Raw genomic sequence first — 17957 nt, 5'->3', positions numbered from 1 at the left:
GCACAGGCGCTCAAGCCACCTCCGTGTCGCCGCGCTGGTTCAGGAAGATCAGCAGCAGCATGTACATCGCGCCGAACAGCCACGAGCTGTAGAACGGGTCGCGGCCGGCCTGGATCTGCCACATCTGGTATCCGGCGCCGGCCACTGCCTGGAACAGTCCCCACCAGTTGGCGAGCGCGCAGCCGATACCGATCTTTGCAATGAGCACGCCCTTGTCGAAGGCTGCTGCGTCGCTGCGACCCGTCAGCATCCTGACGCCGGCCCACAGCAGCAGCACGCCCGTCGCGATCTCCAGCGTGAAGACGAGCGCCATGGCGACGAGCACGAGGGCCGGCGGCGGAACCGGCAGCAGGGTGACCGGATAGGCCTCCTGGTCGGCATGGCTGGTCACGTAGGTAAAGAACGCCTGCGCCGCTCCGAAATTGGCTATGTTGTGGATGACGTAGAGAATTGCCATTGCGCCCAGAATGAGCGCGACTAGCGCTTTGAGGAGCCTGTCTGTCACGGTTATCTCCCTGTTGCCCGAAGACAGGGTATCATGGACAGGCGCGAACAAGGAAACGGACCCCGACGTGGCCTCTGACATCGAATCGATCCCCGAAGCCGAAGCTGCCAACGAACTGATGCGACTGGCGCGCCAGATCGCGCGCCACAACCGCCTCTATCATGCGGAAGACGCGCCGGAGATTTCCGATGCGGAGTACGATGCGCTCGTGCGGCGCAATGCCGAGCTGGAAGCGGCATTCCCGCACCTGATCCGGCCGGACAGTCCCTCCAAGCAGGTCGGGCACGAAATCGCTGCATCGCCGCTCTCCAAGGTCCGCCACGAGGTTCGCATGATGAGCCTCGACAATGCCTTTTCCGATGAGGAAGTGGCCGAGTTCGTCGCGCGCATCCGCCGTTTCCTGGCACTCCCCGCGGACGAGCCGGTGGCGATGACCGCCGAGGACAAGATCGATGGCCTGTCCTGTTCACTGCGCTACGAAAACGGGAAGCTGGTAAGGGCCGCCACGCGCGGCGACGGGCTGGTGGGCGAGGACGTGACGCCCAATGTCGCGCATATCGACGACATCGTGCCCGAGCTGAAGGGAGAGGACATTCCCGAGATCTTCGAGGTGCGCGGCGAGGTCTACATGGAAAAGGCCGCCTTCCTTGCGCTCAATGCCCACTTGATGGACGAGGCGCGCGCGCAGGCGGAAGCCAAGGGCGAGGTCTTCGACGAAGCGAAAGTCCGCCAGTTCGCCAACCCGCGCAATGCGGCGGCCGGATCGCTGCGCCAGAAGGACGCGAGCGTGACCGCCAAGCGCCCCTTGCGCTTCTGGGCGCACGGCTGGGGCGCGGCCTCGCACGTGCCCGGCGAGACGCAGCACGAGGTGATCCGCAAGATCGAATCGTGGGGCCTGCCGGTCTCGCCGCAGTTCCGCCAGTGCCATTCGCTGGAGGCAATGCTGGCCGCTTATGCGGAGATCCGCGAGGGGCGGCCCGATCTGCCCTTCGAGATCGACGGCGTCGTCTACAAGGTGGACCGGCTCGACTGGCAGCAGCGGCTCGGCTTCGTCGCCAAGGCCCCGCGTTGGGCCATGGCGCACAAGTTTCCCGCCGAACAGGCCGAGACCGTGCTCGAATCGATCGACATCCAGGTCGGCCGCACGGGCAAGCTGACCCCGGTCGGGCGCCTCAAGCCGGTGCTGGTGGGCGGTGTCACCGTCACCAACGTCACCCTGCACAACCGCGACGAGATCGCGCGCCTCGGCGTGCGACCGGGCGACCGGGTGGTGTTGCAGCGGGCAGGGGACGTGATCCCGCAAGTGGTCGACAACCTCACGCGCGAAGAGGACCGCGAACCTTTCGTCTTCCCCGACCATTGCCCCGAATGCGGCTCCGAAGCCGTGGCCGAGGAAGGCGAGGTCGACGTGCGCTGCACCGGCGGGTTGATCTGCCCAGCCCAGCGCACCGAACGCCTCAAGCACTTCGTCAGCCGCGCCGCGCTCGACATCGAAGGGCTGGGCGAAAAGACCATCGACGAGTTTTTCGCCAGGGGCTGGCTCGAAAGCCCGGCCGACATTTTCCGCCTCAGGAGCCGCAGGGAGGAGATCCTCGCGCTCGAAGGGTGGAAGGACAAGTCTGTGGAAAACCTGTTGGCAGCGGTGGAAAACAAGCGCGCGCCCGATGCCGCGCGGCTGCTGTTCGGGCTCGGTATCCGTCATGTCGGCGCGGTGACCGCGCGCGATCTGATGAAGCGTTTCGAGACGCTGCCGGCGCTGCGCGAGATCGCGGAACTGGCGCACGAGAAGGAAGGCGAGGAGCGGGTGCAGGCCGCCAGCGACGCTTATGCCGAGCTGATTTCGATCGACGGCATCGGCCCGGTGGTCGTCGAGGCGTTGGGCGACTTCTTCCACGAGGATCACAACAAGCACGTCTGGGATGACCTGCTCTCGGAGGTCTCGCCGCCGCCCTACGTGGTGGAGACCCGGGACAGTGCCGTGGCTGGCAAGACGGTGGTCTTCACCGGCAAGCTCGAAACGATGAGCCGAGACGAGGCCAAGGCCCAGGCCGAACGGCTGGGCGCCAAGGCGGCCGGATCGGTTTCGGCCAAGACCGATCTTGTCGTTGCCGGGCCCGGCGCTGGCTCGAAGCTCAAGAAGGCAGCAGAGCTCGGGATCGACGTGATCGACGAGGCGGAATGGGCGGAAATCGTCAAGGCCGCTGGCTGACGGGAGACGTCGCCCGCCAACGCGCGATTTCCGCCCCTCCCCCTCCTTAGGGTACGGTCAGGGCTGTCGGCTCTGTCGTTCGTGCACCTGTCTGTAGTGCTGGACGCGGGTGGCCCGCAGGCCGGGCATCCCTTCCCGTTCGACGGCACGTTGCCAGGACGCGAGTTCCTCCAGCGTCAGGTTGTAGCGTTCGCAGGCTTCGGCAATCGTCAGCAGCCCGCCGTTTACGGCTGCAACGACTTCGGCCTTGCGCCGTACGACCCATCTTGAAGTGTTGGCGGGCGGAAGGTTCTCTCTCTTCAACGCTTCGCCAAGTGGACCGGTGACCGCCTTGCGGCGGTCGAGATCGGATTGAAGCATGGTTGGCCTCTCGACTTGTCAGTACCAACCCCCCTTGGCGCCAGATTCTTGGCTGAATCCATTAATGCGAACTCACTCGAAATGGTTAATGATGGCTTATGAATAAACCCGTAAGTCACTGAGCTATATTGCTAAAATCGGGGGATAAATCGTTCGCGTTTCTTTACGGGTCGTTTACCGGTCTTAATTACCTTTCCGGATGAACGAATTGAGGAGTTCGGGCAGGGACATGGTTTCGGCGGGGCACATGGAATTTGCGTACGGTGCGGTTGTGGCACGGCACGTTTCGGCCGAAGGATGCCAGCTCATTCTCAAGCAGGACCAGGTGGCCAAGGGGCAGCGTTTCCGCTTCAACCTGGATGGGGCCGGCGCGGTTGTCGGTACCGTGCGGTGGGTGGTCTCGGACCGGATCGGCTTCGCCTTCGATCAGCCGCTATGCCGGCGTACCCAGGACGCGCTGGCCAATCACTGCCGCGTTGTGCACGGGCTGGAACTGTTCCTCGCATAGGAACGAGCAGCTTCGAACGCCTCTGCCCACGGCATGGCGGCGCGAGGTGAGGTCGGTTACTTGCGGCGCTTACGCAGCCAGAGGATCGACCAGTCGCCGTTGACGAGCCGGGCAGCAAGCCTCAGTCCCGCCTTGCGGCAGGCGGCGCGCACGGCGGCTTCCTGCGTTTCCAGCAAGCCGGCAAGCAGCAGGTGTCCGCCGGGCACGATCGCCGCGCCGAAATCCGGTGCCAGGGTTACGAGCGGGCCGGCGAGGATATTGGCCATGATCAGGTCGTAGGGACCGCGCGCCGTCAGCAGCGGATGATCCATGCCGTCCGCGACCGTCATCACCAGTTCGCCTCCCCGGGCGCCCATGGTCACGCCGTTGGTGTGGGCGTTGGCTTCGACCACCGATGTGCAGACCGCATCGATGTCGCTCGCTATGGCAAGGGCGCGGGGCCAGAGTGCCAGCGCCGCGAAAGCGAGCAGGCCGGTTCCCGTGCCGATGTCGGCGCAGTTGCGCACCACCACGCCGCGCGCCTTCATGTGCGTGAGCATGGCAAGACATCCGGCTGTCGTCGCATGCTGGCCCGTTCCGAAGGCCTGGCTTGCCGGAATGGTGAAGTCGACGACGCCGGGCTCCGTGCTCGCGGGATAGTCTGGCGTGTGGACGTTGAAGCGGCCGGCGCGGATCGGTTCTAGATCCTGCTGGCTGGCGACGAGCCAGTCGGTATCGGGCAGCTTTTCGATCACGAAGTCAGGAACCGGGCCGGCAAACAGGGCTGCAAGCGCGGCCTCGTCCGTCCGGGTGGGCTTGTGCGTGAACCAGGCCTCCAGTTGCCAGTCGTCAGGACGGTCCTCGGCGATCTCGCTGCCCGAGAGGACGATTTCCGGGTCCCAGTCGAGCGCGTCCTCGTGCGCGACAAGGGCGGCTTCGATTACGGCGCGAGGGGCGAGGGCAGTGATCTTCCAGCTCACGGCCGCGCCTCGTTCGCGTCTCCCGCTTCGCGCGCCAGGCGGGCTTCGAAACGGTGTTGCGCGGCGGCGGCATAGGAGCGGCACGCTGACGAATCGACGAGTGCGGTCTTGCCGGCGAAGCGTTCCATCATGCCGCTCGCGGACGGGTGCGGCGTCAGCAGTATGTCGCAGGGAAGTCGCGCGATTCGCGAAAGGCCCTCGCGCACTTGCGCAACGCGGTCCTCGTGGTCGGTGAAGCGGTAGGCATCGGCCGATATAGCAGTTGCGCTGTCGGCATAGGCGATCATCAGGCAGGTGAAGTCCCCGGTGCAGGACTGCCAGGTCCAGCTTGCCGAGCCCGGCGAATGGGCAGGCGTTGCATGGACCGTCAAGGTGATGCGGCCGAGGACGAGGCTGTCTCCATCGACAAGGACCCGGTCGGTTGCGACGGGGGCCATACCCTTGAGCATGCCGTACTGCGGGTCTGAGGGATCGGGTATGCCGGTTTCGAGCACTTTTGCCGCAGGCGCCAGCGCGGCCAGCTTCGCGCCGGTGGCGCGCTTTAGCGCCGCCAGTGCACCGGCATGGTCGAAATGTTCGTGGCTGAGGATGATCCAGCGTACGTCCGCGGGATCGAAACCCAGCGCGGCGATGTTGGCCAACACCAGCGGAGCCGCCTCGGCCATGCCGCCGTCGATCAGCACGTGGCCGTCATCGCCGGTGATCAGGATCGCGGAAATCCCGCAAGTGCCGACGTACCAGGTGTTGCCGAAAATATGTGCGGGCGGTGCCGGGTCCGTCCAGCCGTCGTGACCGTTGCAGGCTGCGGCAAGTTGCGGGCCGGTGTGCGGCGCGGGAGCGGCCGTTTTCGCGTGTGCCATGGCCGGAGCGGCGGCGAGCAGCGCTGCCAGCGCAATGTTCCTCAGGGACCGATTCATGCCCGCCGCTTTAGGCTTCGCATGCGGAATAGACCAGAACCCTTGCACGATCTTGCGTTGCAGAACTTGCACCATTCCGCGATTTGGCTAAGGGGACTTCGACAAGGGCAGCACGCTTCGCTGCCGCAGGCAAGGGGATTCGCAAGAGCATGGCCAACGCCGGCACCAGCAACCGACCGCTTTCGCCCCACCTCCAGATCTGGCGCTGGGGCCCGCACATGTTCGTCTCGATCATGCATCGTGTCACCGGCAACGGCTTGGCAGTCGCCGGGCTCGGTGTGCTGCTGTGGTGGCTGGGCGCACTCGCCAGTGGCCCCAAGGCATACGAGACGTTCGCCTGGGCCATGACGACGCCGATCGGCTACATCGTGCTGGTGGGTATCTCTTGGGCCTTCTTCACCCACATGATGAGCGGTCTTCGCCACTTTGTGCTCGATGTCGGCGCGGGTTTCGAGCTCAAGTCCAACAAGGTCTGGTCGATCCTGTCGCCGGTCCTGGGTGTGCTCGCCACCGCCGCCTTCTGGGCGCTCCTGCTGCTTCGCTGAGGGACGGAAACAATGGGTAACGGAACTTCCATCGGCCGCGTACGCGGCCTCGGCTCGGCCAAGAGCGGTACGCATCACTGGCTGCTCCAGCGCTTCACCGCCATCGGCAACCTGCTGCTGCTCCTGTGGCTGGCGGCCTCGATCGTCCTGCTGCCGGACCTGAGCTACGCCTCGGTTGCGGACTGGCTGGCGACTCCGGTCCCGGCTGTCGCGATGATCCTGCTCGTCGTCTCGTCCTTCTGGCATGCGCGTCTGGGCATGCAGGTCATGGTCGAGGACTATGTCCATGAGCATGCGAACAAGTTCGCCTGCATCGCCGCCCTGAACCTTGTCGCATTCGCTGGCGCCGCTTTCGGCGTCTTCTGCGTCGTCCGCCTCGCGCTGGGAGCTCACGCCTGATGTCCGCGCCTGCTTACAAGATCATCGATCACACTTATGACACCGTCGTCGTCGGCGCCGGTGGCTCGGGCCTGCGCGCCACGATGGGTTCGGCCGAAGCCGGCCTGAAGACCGCGTGCATCACCAAGGTGTTCCCCACCCGCTCGCACACCGTTGCGGCGCAGGGCGGCATTGCCGCCTCGCTCAAGAACAACACGCCGGATCACTGGACCTGGCATATGTACGACACCGTCAAGGGGTCGGACTGGCTGGGCGATCAGGACGCGATCGAATACATGGTGCGCGAAGCGCCCGACGCGATCCTCGAGCTCGAGCATGCCGGCATGCCCTTCAGCCGCAACGAGGACGGGACGATCTACCAGCGTCCGTTCGGCGGCCACATGCAGAACATGGGCGACGGTCCGCCGGTGCAGCGCACTTGCGCCGCAGCCGACCGTACCGGCCATGCCATGCTCCATACGCTGTACCAGCAGTCGCTGAAGTACGCGGCGGACTTCTTCATCGAATACTTCGCCATCGACCTCATCATGGACGGCGGCAAGTGCGTGGGCGTGATCGCGCTGTGTCTCGATGATGGTTCGATCCACCGCTTCCGTTCGCAGGCCGTGGTGCTCGCGACCGGCGGTTACGGCCGCAGCTACTTCACCGCGACGTCGGCCCACACCTGCACCGGCGACGGCGCGGGCATGGTGCTTCGCGCAGGCCTGCCGCTGCAGGACATGGAATTCGTGCAGTTCCACCCGACCGGCATCTACGGTGCGGGCGTGCTCATCACCGAAGGCGCGCGCGGCGAGGGCGGTTACCTCACCAACTCCGAGGGTGAGCGTTTCATGGAACGCTATGCTCCTTCGGCCAAGGACCTTGCCTCGCGTGACGTCGTCTCGCGTTCGATGGCGCTGGAAATCCGCGAAGGCCGCGGCGTGGGCCCGAACAAGGACCACATCTACCTGCACCTCGATCACATCGATCCCAAGGTGCTGGCGCAGCGCCTGCCGGGCATCACCGAATCGGGCAAGATCTTCGCCGGCGTCGACCTCACCCGTCAGCCGTTGCCGGTGGTTCCGACCGTCCACTACAACATGGGCGGCATTCCGACGAACTACCACGGCGAAGTCATGACCATCGGTGCCGACGGCAACCCCGAAACGGTCGTCCCGGGCCTGTTCGCGGTGGGCGAGGCGGCCTGCGTGTCGGTCCACGGCGCGAACCGCCTCGGCTCCAACTCGCTGACCGACCTTGTCGTGTTCGGCCGCGCGACCGGCCACCGCCTCAAGGAACTGCTGACGCCGATGGCCAAGCAGCCCGAGCTGCCTTCGGACTCGGCGGACTTGGCGCTGACCCGTCTGGACCACTTCCGCCACGCCGACGGCAGCATGCCGACCGCGCAGATCCGCACGGAAATGCAGCAGACCATGTCGGCCCACGCCGCCGTGTTCCGCACCGACGAAGTCATGGCCGAAGGAAAGGTCGCCATGGCAGAAACCTACAAGAAGATGCAGGACATCAAGGTTTCGGACCGCGGCCTGATCTGGAACTCCGACCTCGTCGAGACGATGGAACTGGACAACCTGATCGGTGCGGCCACCGTCACGCTGCACGGCGCCCACGCGCGCAAGGAAAGCCGCGGCGCCCACGCGCACGAGGATTTCCCCACCCGCGACGACGAGAACTGGATGAAGCACACCGCAGCCTGGTTCAACGGCTGGGGCGGCAAGGGCGGCGAGGTTCGCCTCGACTACCGTCCGGTGCACGAATACACGCTCACCGACGATGTCGAGTACATCAAGCCCAAGGCGCGCGTGTACTAAGCGCGCGGCGGCTTGAGATGATGACAAAGAGGGCGGCGATCCGGAAGTTCGGGATTGCCGCCCTTCTTGTATGCGGCGTTCTCCTGCCGGGCACTGTCATGGCCGGGCCCGAGACCGCCGCGATTGCCGGACAATATAACGGCACCCAGATGGAAATGGCCGTGCATCTCGAACTGGGCGAGGACGGACGCTATCGCTACGCCTTGAGCTACGGCGCGGTCGATGAATATTCGCAGGGGACATGGACGAGCACCGGCAGCGCCATTGTCCTGACCAGCGATCCGGTGGACGCGCCCCGCTTCGATTTTCTCGGCGAAAAGGCTGCGGCAGGCGGGCCGAAGGGCGCGCTGGCTGTTGATTTGGAGGTTCCGAAGGGGCTTCCCCTATCCCTGTTCCGCGCTGTGGTCACTCTGGCGGACGGAAGGTCCTTCACTTCGGATTTCAGCGATGACGGGCTGATTGTCCCGCTGGAGAAGGGGGGCGGCAAGGTTTCGATCAGGCTGGGGCTGCCGATATTCGAAGTGCAGGGGGAGCCTGTGCTCGTCGACAACGCGCGGGGAAAACGCCTGAGTTTCGCGTTTGTACCCAATGCCTTGGGCTTCAAGATCTTCGATCACGCCGTCCTGCCGCTGCGTGATGGAGCCTACGTTTTCCAGCGCTACGGACGTGACGTGATGTTCCGCAAAGTGGAAGATTGAACGGAGGCTATTCATCCACGGTTCATGTTTACATTCGTAGTCGATTACGTGTGTAAACGATGGAGGGATGAGTGGCGGCAAAGCCCGATCAGCCGGAACGAATTTCCGAGGCCGAACAGGCTGTGATGGAGGCGCTGTGGCAGCGCTCTCCGCTGACCGCGCAGGAAGTGTGCGAGGAAGTCTGCGGTCCGAGGGGCTGGAGCCTCAATACGGTCAAGACACTGCTCTCGCGCCTCGTGACCAAGCAGGCCGTCGCGACCGAGCCCGACGGCAAGCGCTTCCTCTATTCGCCTAAAATCGCCCGCGCCGAATACGTCGGAACCGAAAGCCGCCGCCTGGTCGACCGCCTGTTCGGCGGGCGCGCGGCGCCGCTCTTTGCGCATCTGGCCCAGTCGGATGCCTTGACCGAAAATGACATCGCCGAGATCGAGGCCCTGTTGAAGGAGCTCAAGTCGTGATCGAATGGCTCACCGATACGCTCGTGATGACCGGCGCGCTGATGGCGCTGGTCCTGCTCGTCCGCCGGCCCGTGGGGCGCTGGTTCGGACCTGGCGCGGCCTATGCGCTCTGGGCTCTTCCGATGCTGCGTCTGGTGCTGCCGCCGCTGGCGCTGCCGCGCGATCTGGCACCGCTGCCGAAAGTCTCGATCAAACCGATCATGGCGGGTGCCACCACGGTGGAGCCGATGGCGACAGACCTCGCCGCAGCCGCGAGCGCGCCCGTGGCGCCTCTTGCTGCCGCAGAACCCGGTCTGCTTGCTCAGATCCCGTGGGCCGGGCTGTTGCTGACGATCTGGCTGTGCGGCGCGGTGGCCTTTCTGGCCTGGCGGACCTGGAACTACTTCACCATGCGGCGTGAACTGCTGGCCGAAGCGCGGCAGGTTGCCAGCGCGCAGGGCGTGCGCATCGTCGAGAGCCCGGCTGCCGTGGCGCCGCTGGCATTCGGGGTGTTCGACAAGGTCGTGGCGCTGCCCATGGGTTTCCTTGCGAACACGGATTCGGAAAACTCCGACTTCGCGATTGCCCATGAACTCGAACACCATGGCGGCAATGACCTTCTCGCCATCATCGCCATGCAGCCGCTGTTTGCGCTGCACTGGTTCAATCCCTTGGCATGGGCGGCCTGGCGCGCGCTGCGCGGGGACCAGGAAGCGGCTTGCGATGCCCGTGTCATGGCCGGACGCGATCGCGAGGTCCGCGCGCGCTATGGACAGCTGATCGCCTCCTATGCGGCTGGAACCCGGCTTGCGCTGGCAGCGCCGATGGCCGGGCCGCTGACGGGTGACAAGCCGATCATCCACCGCCTGAAGGCGCTCGCCTGCGGGGATGTGAGCCCGGCGCGGCGCGTGCTGGGGCGCGGGCTCTTCGCCATTGCCGTCGTGTCCGTGCCGGTGACCGCCACGGTCAGCTATGCGGCGAACGAAGTATCCGAAGGCCCCGAGGCAAGCGGCGTGCCCGAAGTACCCGAGGTTCCGGCCGTGCCAGCGGTGCCCTCTGTCGATGTGCCGCAGCCTCCCGAGGCCCCCATGGCGCCTCAGGCTCCGCTGCCCCCGCGCTGGTCCGAAGCAGAGCCTGCCGAGCCGGCTCCCCCGGTGCCACCGGTTCCTCCGGCGCCGGAAGACCGGGAGTGGATCGCCAGGCAGGAAGCGCGCCACGCCGAGATCGAGGCCAGGGCCGAGCGCGCTGCTGCCCGGGCGCGCAGCCAGGCCGCCGAAGCCGAGCGTCGAGCGGCGGAGGCCGAGCGCATGGCGGCCGAGGCCATGGCCCGTGCACCGAAGGTCGAGGAAACCGTCACCTCCGATGGCAAGCGCAAGATCATCCGCATTGTCAGGATGAACAAGGCCGGCAAGCGCGAGGTTACGCAGGAAATGATCCTCGACTCGGAGTGCCCCGCCGACAGCGCCCACAGCACGGCCCGCGCCGGGCAGAACACGTCGAGGGTTGCCACGGTCATTTGTACCGGCACGCCCAGAGTCGCGATGACGGCGACGATCAAGGCGCTCACATCGGCGCGCGAGGCGATCGCTTCGGATCACAATCTCAAGACCGATGTACGTGCGGAAATCCTTGCCGACCTCGACGGGGAAATCGCCGATGCGCACAGGGAAATGCATAACGGCAACTGATCGGCACTGCCTGAAATAAAATTTAGCACCGGGTGCGTTTCAACGCCCCGGTGTTTTTGTTTTTTCGCAGTTGCACGGTATTTTCAGGCGCCATATCGTTCCGGAAAAACGGGAAGGATGTGGCCATGCATGCAAAATACCCCGGGGTATTCTCTCCGATTCGGCTTGGCCCGGTCGAACTGCCCAACCGGTTCTTCTTCGCACCGCACGGCAGCGCGCTTTCGGCGGGGACCAAGCCGGCGGACGATCTGGTCGCCTATAGCGCGGAACGGGTGAAGGGCGGGGGCTGCGGCCTCGTCATCGTGGCGCTTGCCATGCACGAGCGCGGGCGGACTCGGCAGCCTGTCCCGCACGAGGCCGTGAACATCCCGGCCTTCCGCGTCCTGACCGATGCCATCCACGAGGCCGGGGGCAAGATCTTCGGCGAGCCTTTCTATCACTGGATCGGCGCTGGGTTCTGGCAGCCGCTGAGTCCGCCGGCACCAGCTCTTGCCCCTTCGGTGCGCCAGTTCGGCCACGGTGGCCGCGCCCATTCGACCCGCGCGATGAGCCGTGACGAGATCGCGCGGATGATCGAGGCGACTCGCGAGACCGCCGCGAACATGGCCGAGGCGGGCTTCGACGGGATCATGCTCCACGTCAGCCATGCCGCCCTGATCCAGCAGTTCCTCTCGCCCTGGTTCAACGAGCGGACCGATGAGTACGGCGGTTCGCTGGAAAACCGCATGCGCTTCCTTGTCGAAAGCCTGCAGGCCGCGCGTCAGGGTGGCGGAGACAATTTCGCGGTGGGTCTCAGGCTCAATTGCGATGAGCAACTGGACGGCGGCTATGGCCCCGAAACGGCGCGCGAAGTCGTGACTCGGCTCGTTGATCAAGGGCTGATTGACTATATCGATCTCGATGTCGGTCTGGAGCCGCAGCAGTTTCGCCACGGCATGCCGACCGGCTTCGAGAAGGCGCAGTACTACCGCCCCTGGGTGGAGGTCGTGCGTAGCGCGGCGGGCGGTGTTCCGGTCTTCTCGGTGCTGGGCAACCTGACCAGCATGGCAGATGCGGAGGCGGCGCTGCAGGCGGGTGTGTGCGACGTGATCGGGGCCGCACGCCAGCTCATTGCCGAGCCCGATTTCGTGCAGAACGCGCGCGAAGGGCGTGAAGAACGCGGCCGCACCTGCATCGCCTGCAACTGGTGCACAGCGGCGGGCGGCGAGGGCGCGCAGGGGTGCGCGATCAACCCCGCTTCCTACCGCGACCGCCTCTGGGGCCGGCACAGCTATGAATCGGCGCGCGAGAGCAGGCGCGTGGTCGTCATCGGCGGCGGGCCGGGCGGCATGGAGGCGGCGCGCGTCGCCGCTGCCAAGGGCCACAAGGTAACGCTGTTCGAGGCGCGCGAGGCTCTGGGCGGGGCGCTGTCGCTCTGGGCCGGACTGCCCGGGCGCGGGCATTACCGGGCCGCGATCGACTGGTGGGCGGCTGAACTCGACCGGCTCGGCGTGGACGTGCGGCTCTCCAGCGCAGCGGACGAGGCTGTGGTTCTGGCCGAGGTGCCCGATGCGGTGATCGTCGCTACCGGGGCCACCTATAGCCCCGGCGGACGCTCGATTACGCATGACGGCGACATTCCCGGATCGGACCAGCCCCACGTGCTGACGCCCGAAGAGGTGCTGCTCGGCGGGGTGCGGCCCAGCGGCAATGTCTGGATCTTCGATGCCGAGGGCTATCACACCGGGACCGGCATTGCCGAAATGCTCGCCGAAGGCGGGGCAGGGGTGCGCTTTGTCACAGCGGGCTATTCGCCGGTCTCCGCCCGCAACACCGACAATTGGGAGGAGTACTACATCGTCGGGCGCATGAAGCGCGCCGGGGTGGAACTCGTGCCCACGACATGGCTGCGCGAGATCGGGCCGGACACAGTCATGCTGCGCGATGTCCACACGGGCGAGGCGCGCGTCGAGCCTGCCGACGCCGTCGTCCTCGCCACCGGGCGGGTGCCGCAGGATGCCCTTGCCCGCGCGCTCGAAGGCAAGGTGGCGCAGCTTTTCACCGTGGGCGACGCACTGGCCGCGCGCATGCTGGCGGCTGCGACCTTCGAGGGGCAGAAGTTCGCGCGCGCTATCGGCGAGCCGGATGCGCCTGCGTCCTTTGCCGATGCATGGTTCTCGCCCGATCCGCTGGCGGTCATGCCGTTCCCGGCGGATGTGCCCAGACCCGCTCCGGCGGGTTGACCGCGTTCAGCCGGGCGAGTGATGGGATTCACGGCATCACATCGAAAATTCGCACTGGCCCCGCTCGTCCTGAGCCTGTCGAAGGACGTTGGCACGGGGTCAGGACCAAACACCCTTCGACAAGCTCAGGGTGAGCGGTTTCTGTTTACGCTTTCGTGTTTTCCATCCTAACGCCAGCGCAGGCTTTCGCGGTTGAGTTGATCGACGCGGGTCACGCCCATCAGCTTCATATCGCGCTCGATCTCTTCCTTGAGGATGGTGATTGCGCGTTCGACGCCGGGCTGTCCGGCAGCGGCGAGGGCGTAGAGGTAGAGCCGCCCGCCCGAGGCACAGGTGGCGCCCGCCGCCAGCGCCTTGAGCACGTGCGTGCCGCGCCGCACGCCGCCGTCGCAGATCACCTCGATCTCGCCGCCCACGGCATCGACGATCTCGCGGACCTGGTCGAAGGGCGCGCGGCTGCCGTCGAGCTGGCGGCCGCCGTGGTTGGAAATCATGATCGCATCCGCGCCGATTTCCACTGCGCGGCGCGCGTCGGCCACGCTCATCACGCCCTTGAGGCAGAAGGTGCCGCCCCATTGCTCGCGGATCGAAGCTGCCATCTTCCAGTCCATCGACTGGTCGAGCATCTCGGAGAAATAGCGCTGGATGCTCATCGCCTCGCCGGTGCCGGCGCTGACGTGGGTGTCGAGGTTGGGCAGCGCGAACTTCTCGCGGAAGACGTAGTCCAGCGCCCAGCGCGGCTTGAGCGCGTAGGACAGCAGCGAGGAGGGCGTGAAGCGCGGCGGCGAGGAAAAGCCCGAGCGCAGGCACCGCTCGCGCTTGCCGCCGACGATGGTGTCGACCGTCAGCGCGATGGCATCGAACTTCGCCGCCTGGCAGCGCTCGATCATCGAGCGGTTGAGCCCCTTGTCCTTGTGGACATAGAGCTGGAACATCTTGGGGTTGTCGCCCAGCGCGCCGATTTCCTCGATCGAGACGGTGGCGAGGCTGGAAATGCCGAACCACAGCCCGAACTTCTGCGCCGCGCGCGCGACGGCGCGTTCGCCCTGCCAGTGGAACACGCGCTGCAACGCAGTGGGCGAGAGGATCAGGGGCAGGGCGCTCTTGCGGCCCATCACCGTGATCGAGGTGTCGATGGTCTCTACGCCTGCCAGAACGTCAGGCACCAGATCGACATCGTTGAATGCGGCGGTGTTGCGCGCCTTGGTCAGCTCGTCGTCGGCGGCTCCGTCTATGTAGTCGAAGACGGGCCATGGCAGGCGCTGTTTTGCAAGGCGGCGAAAATCGCCGATGTTATGGCAATCGGAAAGGCGCATGCACAGGGTCTAGCATGCTGCCTGCGCTCTGCAATCGCGCCTAGGGGATAGGTTGGACGACTGGCTCCGCGGTGTACGAGACGCCCTTGTCGTTCTTGTCGCCTTTATCGTTCTTCTTGTCCTTGCCGTCTTCGGCCCTGAGCCTTTCCAGATGGGCCTGGACGACGGCGGGAGGCGCCGGGGAAGCCGGGTACTTGCAGCCCCGCGCCGCGCCCACGCCCTTGAGGAAACCGCGCCGCGCCACGCCGGCCTGGATTGCCGCATTGACCTTCTTGTCCTGGGCATTGGCGCCGGAGACTTCGCGGATCAGGCCGCGGAAGGGAATGAACGAGGAGACCACCCACTTGGCCACGCGGCCGCTGCTGATGCGGTCGCGCTCTTCCTGCGGCAGGTCGATGTCGGGACCCAATACTTCGTCGAGGCCGCCGATCGCCGAGGCGAGCTGGCTGCACTTGCGCAGGCCCGTCAGCGTATAGGGATCGGCCACGGCGGCGGTCAGCACTGGCGGAATTTCGCCATCGCGCCCGACGTTGAGATCGGTGACCGGCGTCTTGGCCACATCCATCGCATCCGGATTGCGATTGGTGACCGGCTTGTCCTGCTGCCTGGCCATGACGGGCCCGGCAAGAAGAGAGGCGGTGACGGTGGCGGTCAACAGCATGCGGCGCATGGGACTGTTCCTGTTGGTTGGGCCATGCCTTGTCGGGCAATGCCCGGTTCGAGATCAGCTCATGGTCGCAAACGTATCACAGGCGTCCTCGTTCCCTGTGTCTATTCCGCGCTTGAGCCACTTCATGCGTTGCTCGCTCGAGCCGTGGGTGAAGCTTTCCGGGTTCACCCGTTGGCCGGCTCCCCGCATCAGCGTGTCGTCGCCGATCGCGCTCGCGGCGGTGAGGCCTTCCTCCATGTCGCCGGGCTCGATCAAGTCCTTGTGCCTGCCCGCCCAGACGCCCGCGTAGCAGTCCGCCTGCAGTTCCATGCGCACCTGCAGGGCATTGGACTGGCCGGGGTTCTGCTGCTGGGCCCGGCGCACCTTGCTGTCGAGCCCGAGCAGGTGCTGGACATGATGGCCGTATTCATGGGCGATCACGTAATAGCGCGCGAAGTCTCCCTTGGCGCCGAGTTGCTTGTCGAGCTGGTCGTAGAAGCTGGTGTCGATGTAGATGCCCTGGTCCGCCGGGCAGTAGAACGGCCCCATGGCGCTTTGCGCGGCACCGCACCCTGAGCGGTCCGTGCCGTTGTAGAAACGCAGCATCGGCTGCTCGAAGGCGATGCCGGCCTGCGCGAACAGCGGCTGCCAGGTGCTGTTGAGCGAATCCAGCGCATTGCAGGCTTCCAGCGAATAGGCGTTCTCGGTGCAGATCTCGGTAGCATCGGTCGAACTCGCCTGTTGTGCGGCGGGGGCCGAGCCCGGCTGCTGCACGTTCTCGATCGTGCCGAGCATCTGGCCCGGATCGACGCCGAAGACCAGAGCGCCGATCAGCACGATCAACAGAGTGCCGAGCCCCAGCTTGCCGCCGCCGCCTCCGGGAAAGCTGCCACGGCCGCCCCGGCTGACGCGGATATTGTCTGGGTTGAACCGTTTCAATCGCATCTGAGGGTCCCTTTTGCTCGCCGGCGCCGGACATGCGCCGTCCCGATTGCCTAGCCGCGAGGTCGATGGGGGATCAATCGATATCGCGCTTCGCACGCGTGCCTGTGTCGCCCGTGTGTTGCCCGGCTGCCATGCTTGGGTGACATTTTTGCAAAAACGACGGTCAGGGCCGGTCTGGCTTGCACTTTTCTCACCCGCGGCGAGGATTCGTCGTATAGGCTATCCGCGATGAATTCGGGTCTGTGGGCACGTCTGGGATGGAAGGCAGGGCTGGCGTCGCTTGGCGTGCTGATGCTGGCCGTCCCGGCGCCGTCTCCCGCCAGGACCAGCCGCGCCGACCGCGAACTCGAAGCCCGGCTGCGCGCGCACATCGAGATTCTCGCGAGCGACGATTTTGACGGTCGCGAACCGGGAACCGAGGGCGAGGCCAGGACGCTGCGCTATCTCGGGCGCCAGTGGTACGACATCGGGCTCGTTTCCGGCACCAATGATCCGGGTAACGAATGGTTCGCGCCGGTTACGCTGGTCGCGCGGGAGCCCGCGGCGGAAAGCGCCCAGTTCCTGCGCAAGGGCTTTCGGACTCCGATCGCGCCGGCCGACATGATCGTGCTCACGTCCGGCAAGCGCAGCCTCGTGCGCAATGCGCCGCTGCTGTTCGTGGGCCGTGCGAGCGGCCTGGAATTCACCCGCAACGAGCTAGCGGGGCGTATCGCGGTCGTGCTCGACGGCGATGCGAGCGATAGCAAGCGGCAGAACGAGCTCCTGGCGCACGGGGCCTCGGCAGTGCTGACGGTGCTCGACGGAGAGCGCAACATCGCGGAAGTCGCCGCGCGGCGCCAGCGTTCGGGCTACGCATTGGCCAACGATGCGCTCGGCGGCGATCTGGAAGCCTTCATCAGCCGCAATTCGATGGAATCGCTGCTGAAGGGTACGGCCCATTCGCTCGATGCGCTGGAAGCCGCGGCGGCAAAGCCGGATTTCGCGCCGATCACGCTCGACGTGACGGCCTCGCTGGAAGCGACCACGCGCGAGACGACGATCCACACGCACAACCTGATCGGCAAGTTGCCGGGCAGGCACCCAGAGGCGGGAGCGGTGCTGTTCGTGGCGCACTGGGACCATTTCGGGGAATGCGGCGAGTCGACGGCCGAGGATCGGATCTGCAACGGTGCGATCGACAATGCCAGCGGGGTTGCTGCGCTGACCGAAGTGGCGCGGCGCCTCGTGCGGGGGCCGCAGATGGACCGCGACATCTATTTCCTCGCCACCACCGCCGAGGAACTGGGGCTGCTCGGCGCGCATGCCTTTGCTGAGAACCCGCCGTTGCCGCTCGACCGTATCGTTGCCGCCTTCAACATCGATTCCGACGCAATCGCGCCCAGGGGGACCCATTTCGCCATCGTCGGGCGGGGCATGACCGGGCTCGATGCCGACATCGGGAAGGTGGTCAAGGCAGAGGGTTTCAAGCTGCGCGACAACGATGACGCCAACGAATACGTGCGCCGGCAGGACGGGTGGGCCCTGTTGCAGCACGACATACCCACCGTGATGGTCACGACCGCCTACGGCGACATGGACCGCATGCGCACTTTCTTCGATACCGACTATCACCGCCCCAGTGACGATCTGGCGCATCTTGCGCATTCGCTGGAGCTTGGCGGGGAGGTGGAAGACGTGAAAGTGCTGACCGCGCTCGGGCGGTGGTTCGCCGATCCGCGCAAGGTACCGCTGAGGATCGCGCAGTAAGCTGCTTCGGCAAGGCCGGGCGGGGGCTTTTCGCGCCGCGCGCGCT

17 protein-coding genes are annotated in these 17957 nt (G+C 65.8%); 10 read left to right on the top strand and 7 right to left on the bottom strand.

Annotated features, from left to right (window positions below):
* Window positions 1–10: 10 nt before the first annotated feature.
* Window positions 11–505, bottom strand: a complete 495-nt coding sequence (locus NZK81_RS14190; protein WP_260046799.1) for a DUF2165 domain-containing protein — start codon at window positions 503–505, stop codon at window positions 11–13.
* A gap of 118 nt (window positions 506–623) precedes the next feature.
* Here NZK81_RS14190 and ligA point away from each other — a divergent pair, with 118 nt between their 5' ends.
* A complete protein-coding gene (ligA, locus tag NZK81_RS14185; protein ID WP_419181688.1) occupies window positions 624–2714 on the top strand; it encodes an NAD-dependent DNA ligase LigA in 2091 nt (696 codons plus the stop codon).
* Window positions 2715–2771: 57 nt separating this feature from the next.
* Here the strand turns inward: ligA and sciP are convergent, their stop codons facing one another.
* Complete coding sequence (gene sciP, locus NZK81_RS14180) at window positions 2772–3074, bottom strand: CtrA inhibitor SciP (protein WP_260046797.1); 303 nt, start codon at window positions 3072–3074, stop codon at window positions 2772–2774.
* Between the two features lie 247 nt (window positions 3075–3321).
* Between sciP and NZK81_RS14175 the strand changes: the two genes are divergently transcribed.
* Window positions 3322–3582 carry a PilZ domain-containing protein gene (locus NZK81_RS14175; RefSeq protein WP_260046796.1) on the top strand — a complete coding sequence of 87 codons (261 nt, stop codon included), beginning with the start codon at window positions 3322–3324 and terminating at the stop codon, window positions 3580–3582.
* A gap of 56 nt (window positions 3583–3638) precedes the next feature.
* Here NZK81_RS14175 and NZK81_RS14170 read toward each other — a convergent pair whose 3' ends face one another.
* Together NZK81_RS14170 and bla are read right to left on the bottom strand one after the other, a co-directional pair.
* Entirely contained in the window at window positions 3639–4541 is a 903-nt protein-coding gene (locus tag NZK81_RS14170) for a 50S ribosomal protein L11 methyltransferase (protein ID WP_260046795.1), read from the bottom strand.
* Window positions 4538–5458, bottom strand: a complete 921-nt coding sequence (bla, locus tag NZK81_RS14165; protein ID WP_260046794.1) for a subclass B3 metallo-beta-lactamase — start codon at window positions 5456–5458, stop codon at window positions 4538–4540. The genes NZK81_RS14170 and bla overlap by 4 nt, the downstream gene beginning before the upstream one ends.
* A gap of 149 nt (window positions 5459–5607) precedes the next feature.
* Here bla and sdhC point away from each other — a divergent pair, with 149 nt between their 5' ends.
* From sdhC to NZK81_RS14130, 7 genes are all read left to right on the top strand, one after another.
* A complete protein-coding gene (sdhC, locus tag NZK81_RS14160; protein WP_260046793.1) occupies window positions 5608–6003 on the top strand; it encodes a succinate dehydrogenase, cytochrome b556 subunit in 396 nt (131 codons plus the stop codon).
* A gap of 12 nt (window positions 6004–6015) precedes the next feature.
* The gene (gene sdhD / locus NZK81_RS14155) at window positions 6016–6402 is read left to right on the top strand and encodes a succinate dehydrogenase, hydrophobic membrane anchor protein (protein WP_260046792.1); all 387 of its coding nucleotides are present in this window, start codon (window positions 6016–6018) and stop codon (window positions 6400–6402) included.
* Window positions 6402–8210: a succinate dehydrogenase flavoprotein subunit gene (gene sdhA / locus NZK81_RS14150; protein ID WP_260046791.1), complete on the top strand. Its 1809-nt coding sequence runs from the start codon at window positions 6402–6404 to the stop codon at window positions 8208–8210. The genes sdhD and sdhA overlap by 1 nt, the downstream gene beginning before the upstream one ends.
* Window positions 8211–8227: 17 nt before the next feature.
* Complete coding sequence (locus tag NZK81_RS14145; RefSeq protein ID WP_260046790.1) at window positions 8228–8908, top strand: hypothetical protein; 681 nt, start codon at window positions 8228–8230, stop codon at window positions 8906–8908.
* A gap of 71 nt (window positions 8909–8979) precedes the next feature.
* Window positions 8980–9366: a BlaI/MecI/CopY family transcriptional regulator gene (locus NZK81_RS14140; RefSeq protein WP_260046789.1), complete on the top strand. Its 387-nt coding sequence runs from the start codon at window positions 8980–8982 to the stop codon at window positions 9364–9366.
* Window positions 9363–11033: a M56 family metallopeptidase gene (locus tag NZK81_RS14135; RefSeq protein WP_260046788.1), complete on the top strand. Its 1671-nt coding sequence runs from the start codon at window positions 9363–9365 to the stop codon at window positions 11031–11033. The genes NZK81_RS14140 and NZK81_RS14135 overlap by 4 nt, the downstream gene beginning before the upstream one ends.
* 125 nt (window positions 11034–11158) lie before the next feature.
* Entirely contained in the window at window positions 11159–13255 is a 2097-nt protein-coding gene (locus NZK81_RS14130) for an oxidoreductase (RefSeq protein ID WP_260046787.1), read from the top strand.
* 167 nt (window positions 13256–13422) lie between these two features.
* On the opposite strand, the gene NZK81_RS14125 is transcribed toward NZK81_RS14130, so the two are convergent.
* Genes NZK81_RS14125 through ypfJ form a run of 3 tightly spaced genes read right to left on the bottom strand, consistent with a single transcriptional unit; the run spans window position 13423 to window position 16165 of the window.
* The gene (locus NZK81_RS14125) at window positions 13423–14571 is read right to left on the bottom strand and encodes an alpha-hydroxy acid oxidase (RefSeq protein WP_260046786.1); all 1149 of its coding nucleotides are present in this window, start codon (window positions 14569–14571) and stop codon (window positions 13423–13425) included.
* Window positions 14572–14611: 40 nt separating this feature from the next.
* Entirely contained in the window at window positions 14612–15241 is a 630-nt protein-coding gene (locus NZK81_RS14120; RefSeq protein ID WP_260046785.1) for a hypothetical protein, read from the bottom strand.
* Between the two features lie 54 nt (window positions 15242–15295).
* Entirely contained in the window at window positions 15296–16165 is an 870-nt protein-coding gene (gene ypfJ / locus NZK81_RS14115) for a KPN_02809 family neutral zinc metallopeptidase (protein ID WP_260046784.1), read from the bottom strand.
* 291 nt (window positions 16166–16456) lie between these two features.
* Here ypfJ and NZK81_RS14110 point away from each other — a divergent pair, with 291 nt between their 5' ends.
* Entirely contained in the window at window positions 16457–17911 is a 1455-nt protein-coding gene (locus NZK81_RS14110; protein WP_419181687.1) for a M28 family peptidase, read from the top strand.
* Window positions 17912–17957 lie beyond the last annotated feature (46 nt).

It is taken from the genome of Novosphingobium mangrovisedimenti, from assembly GCF_025153475.1.
Lineage (GTDB): Bacteria > Pseudomonadota > Alphaproteobacteria > Sphingomonadales > Sphingomonadaceae > Novosphingobium > Novosphingobium mangrovi_A.
This window is presented reverse-complemented; position numbering and strand designations above follow the sequence as displayed.

What these genes read in the sequence shown, in the direction of transcription:
- NZK81_RS14130 (WP_260046787.1), top strand. Translation starts at nt 11,159, where the DNA reads ATGCATGCAAAATACCCCGGGGTATTCTCTCCGATTCGGCTTGGCCCG.
- ligA (WP_419181688.1), top strand. Translation starts at nt 624, where the DNA reads ATGCGACTGGCGCGCCAGATCGCGCGCCACAACCGCCTCTATCATGCG.
- ypfJ (WP_260046784.1), bottom strand. Translation starts at nt 16,165, where the DNA reads ATGCGATTGAAACGGTTCAACCCAGACAATATCCGCGTCAGCCGGGGC.
- sdhA (WP_260046791.1), top strand. Translation starts at nt 6,402, where the DNA reads ATGTCCGCGCCTGCTTACAAGATCATCGATCACACTTATGACACCGTC.
- NZK81_RS14110 (WP_419181687.1), top strand. Translation starts at nt 16,457, where the DNA reads ATGCTGGCCGTCCCGGCGCCGTCTCCCGCCAGGACCAGCCGCGCCGAC.
- sdhD (WP_260046792.1), top strand. Translation starts at nt 6,016, where the DNA reads ATGGGTAACGGAACTTCCATCGGCCGCGTACGCGGCCTCGGCTCGGCC.
- bla (WP_260046794.1), bottom strand. Translation starts at nt 5,458, where the DNA reads ATGAATCGGTCCCTGAGGAACATTGCGCTGGCAGCGCTGCTCGCCGCC.
- NZK81_RS14120 (WP_260046785.1), bottom strand. Translation starts at nt 15,241, where the DNA reads ATGCGCCGCATGCTGTTGACCGCCACCGTCACCGCCTCTCTTCTTGCC.
- sdhC (WP_260046793.1), top strand. Translation starts at nt 5,608, where the DNA reads ATGGCCAACGCCGGCACCAGCAACCGACCGCTTTCGCCCCACCTCCAG.
- NZK81_RS14125 (WP_260046786.1), bottom strand. Translation starts at nt 14,571, where the DNA reads ATGCGCCTTTCCGATTGCCATAACATCGGCGATTTTCGCCGCCTTGCA.
- NZK81_RS14145 (WP_260046790.1), top strand. Translation starts at nt 8,228, where the DNA reads ATGATGACAAAGAGGGCGGCGATCCGGAAGTTCGGGATTGCCGCCCTT.
- sciP (WP_260046797.1), bottom strand. Translation starts at nt 3,074, where the DNA reads ATGCTTCAATCCGATCTCGACCGCCGCAAGGCGGTCACCGGTCCACTT.
- NZK81_RS14175 (WP_260046796.1), top strand. Translation starts at nt 3,322, where the DNA reads ATGGAATTTGCGTACGGTGCGGTTGTGGCACGGCACGTTTCGGCCGAA.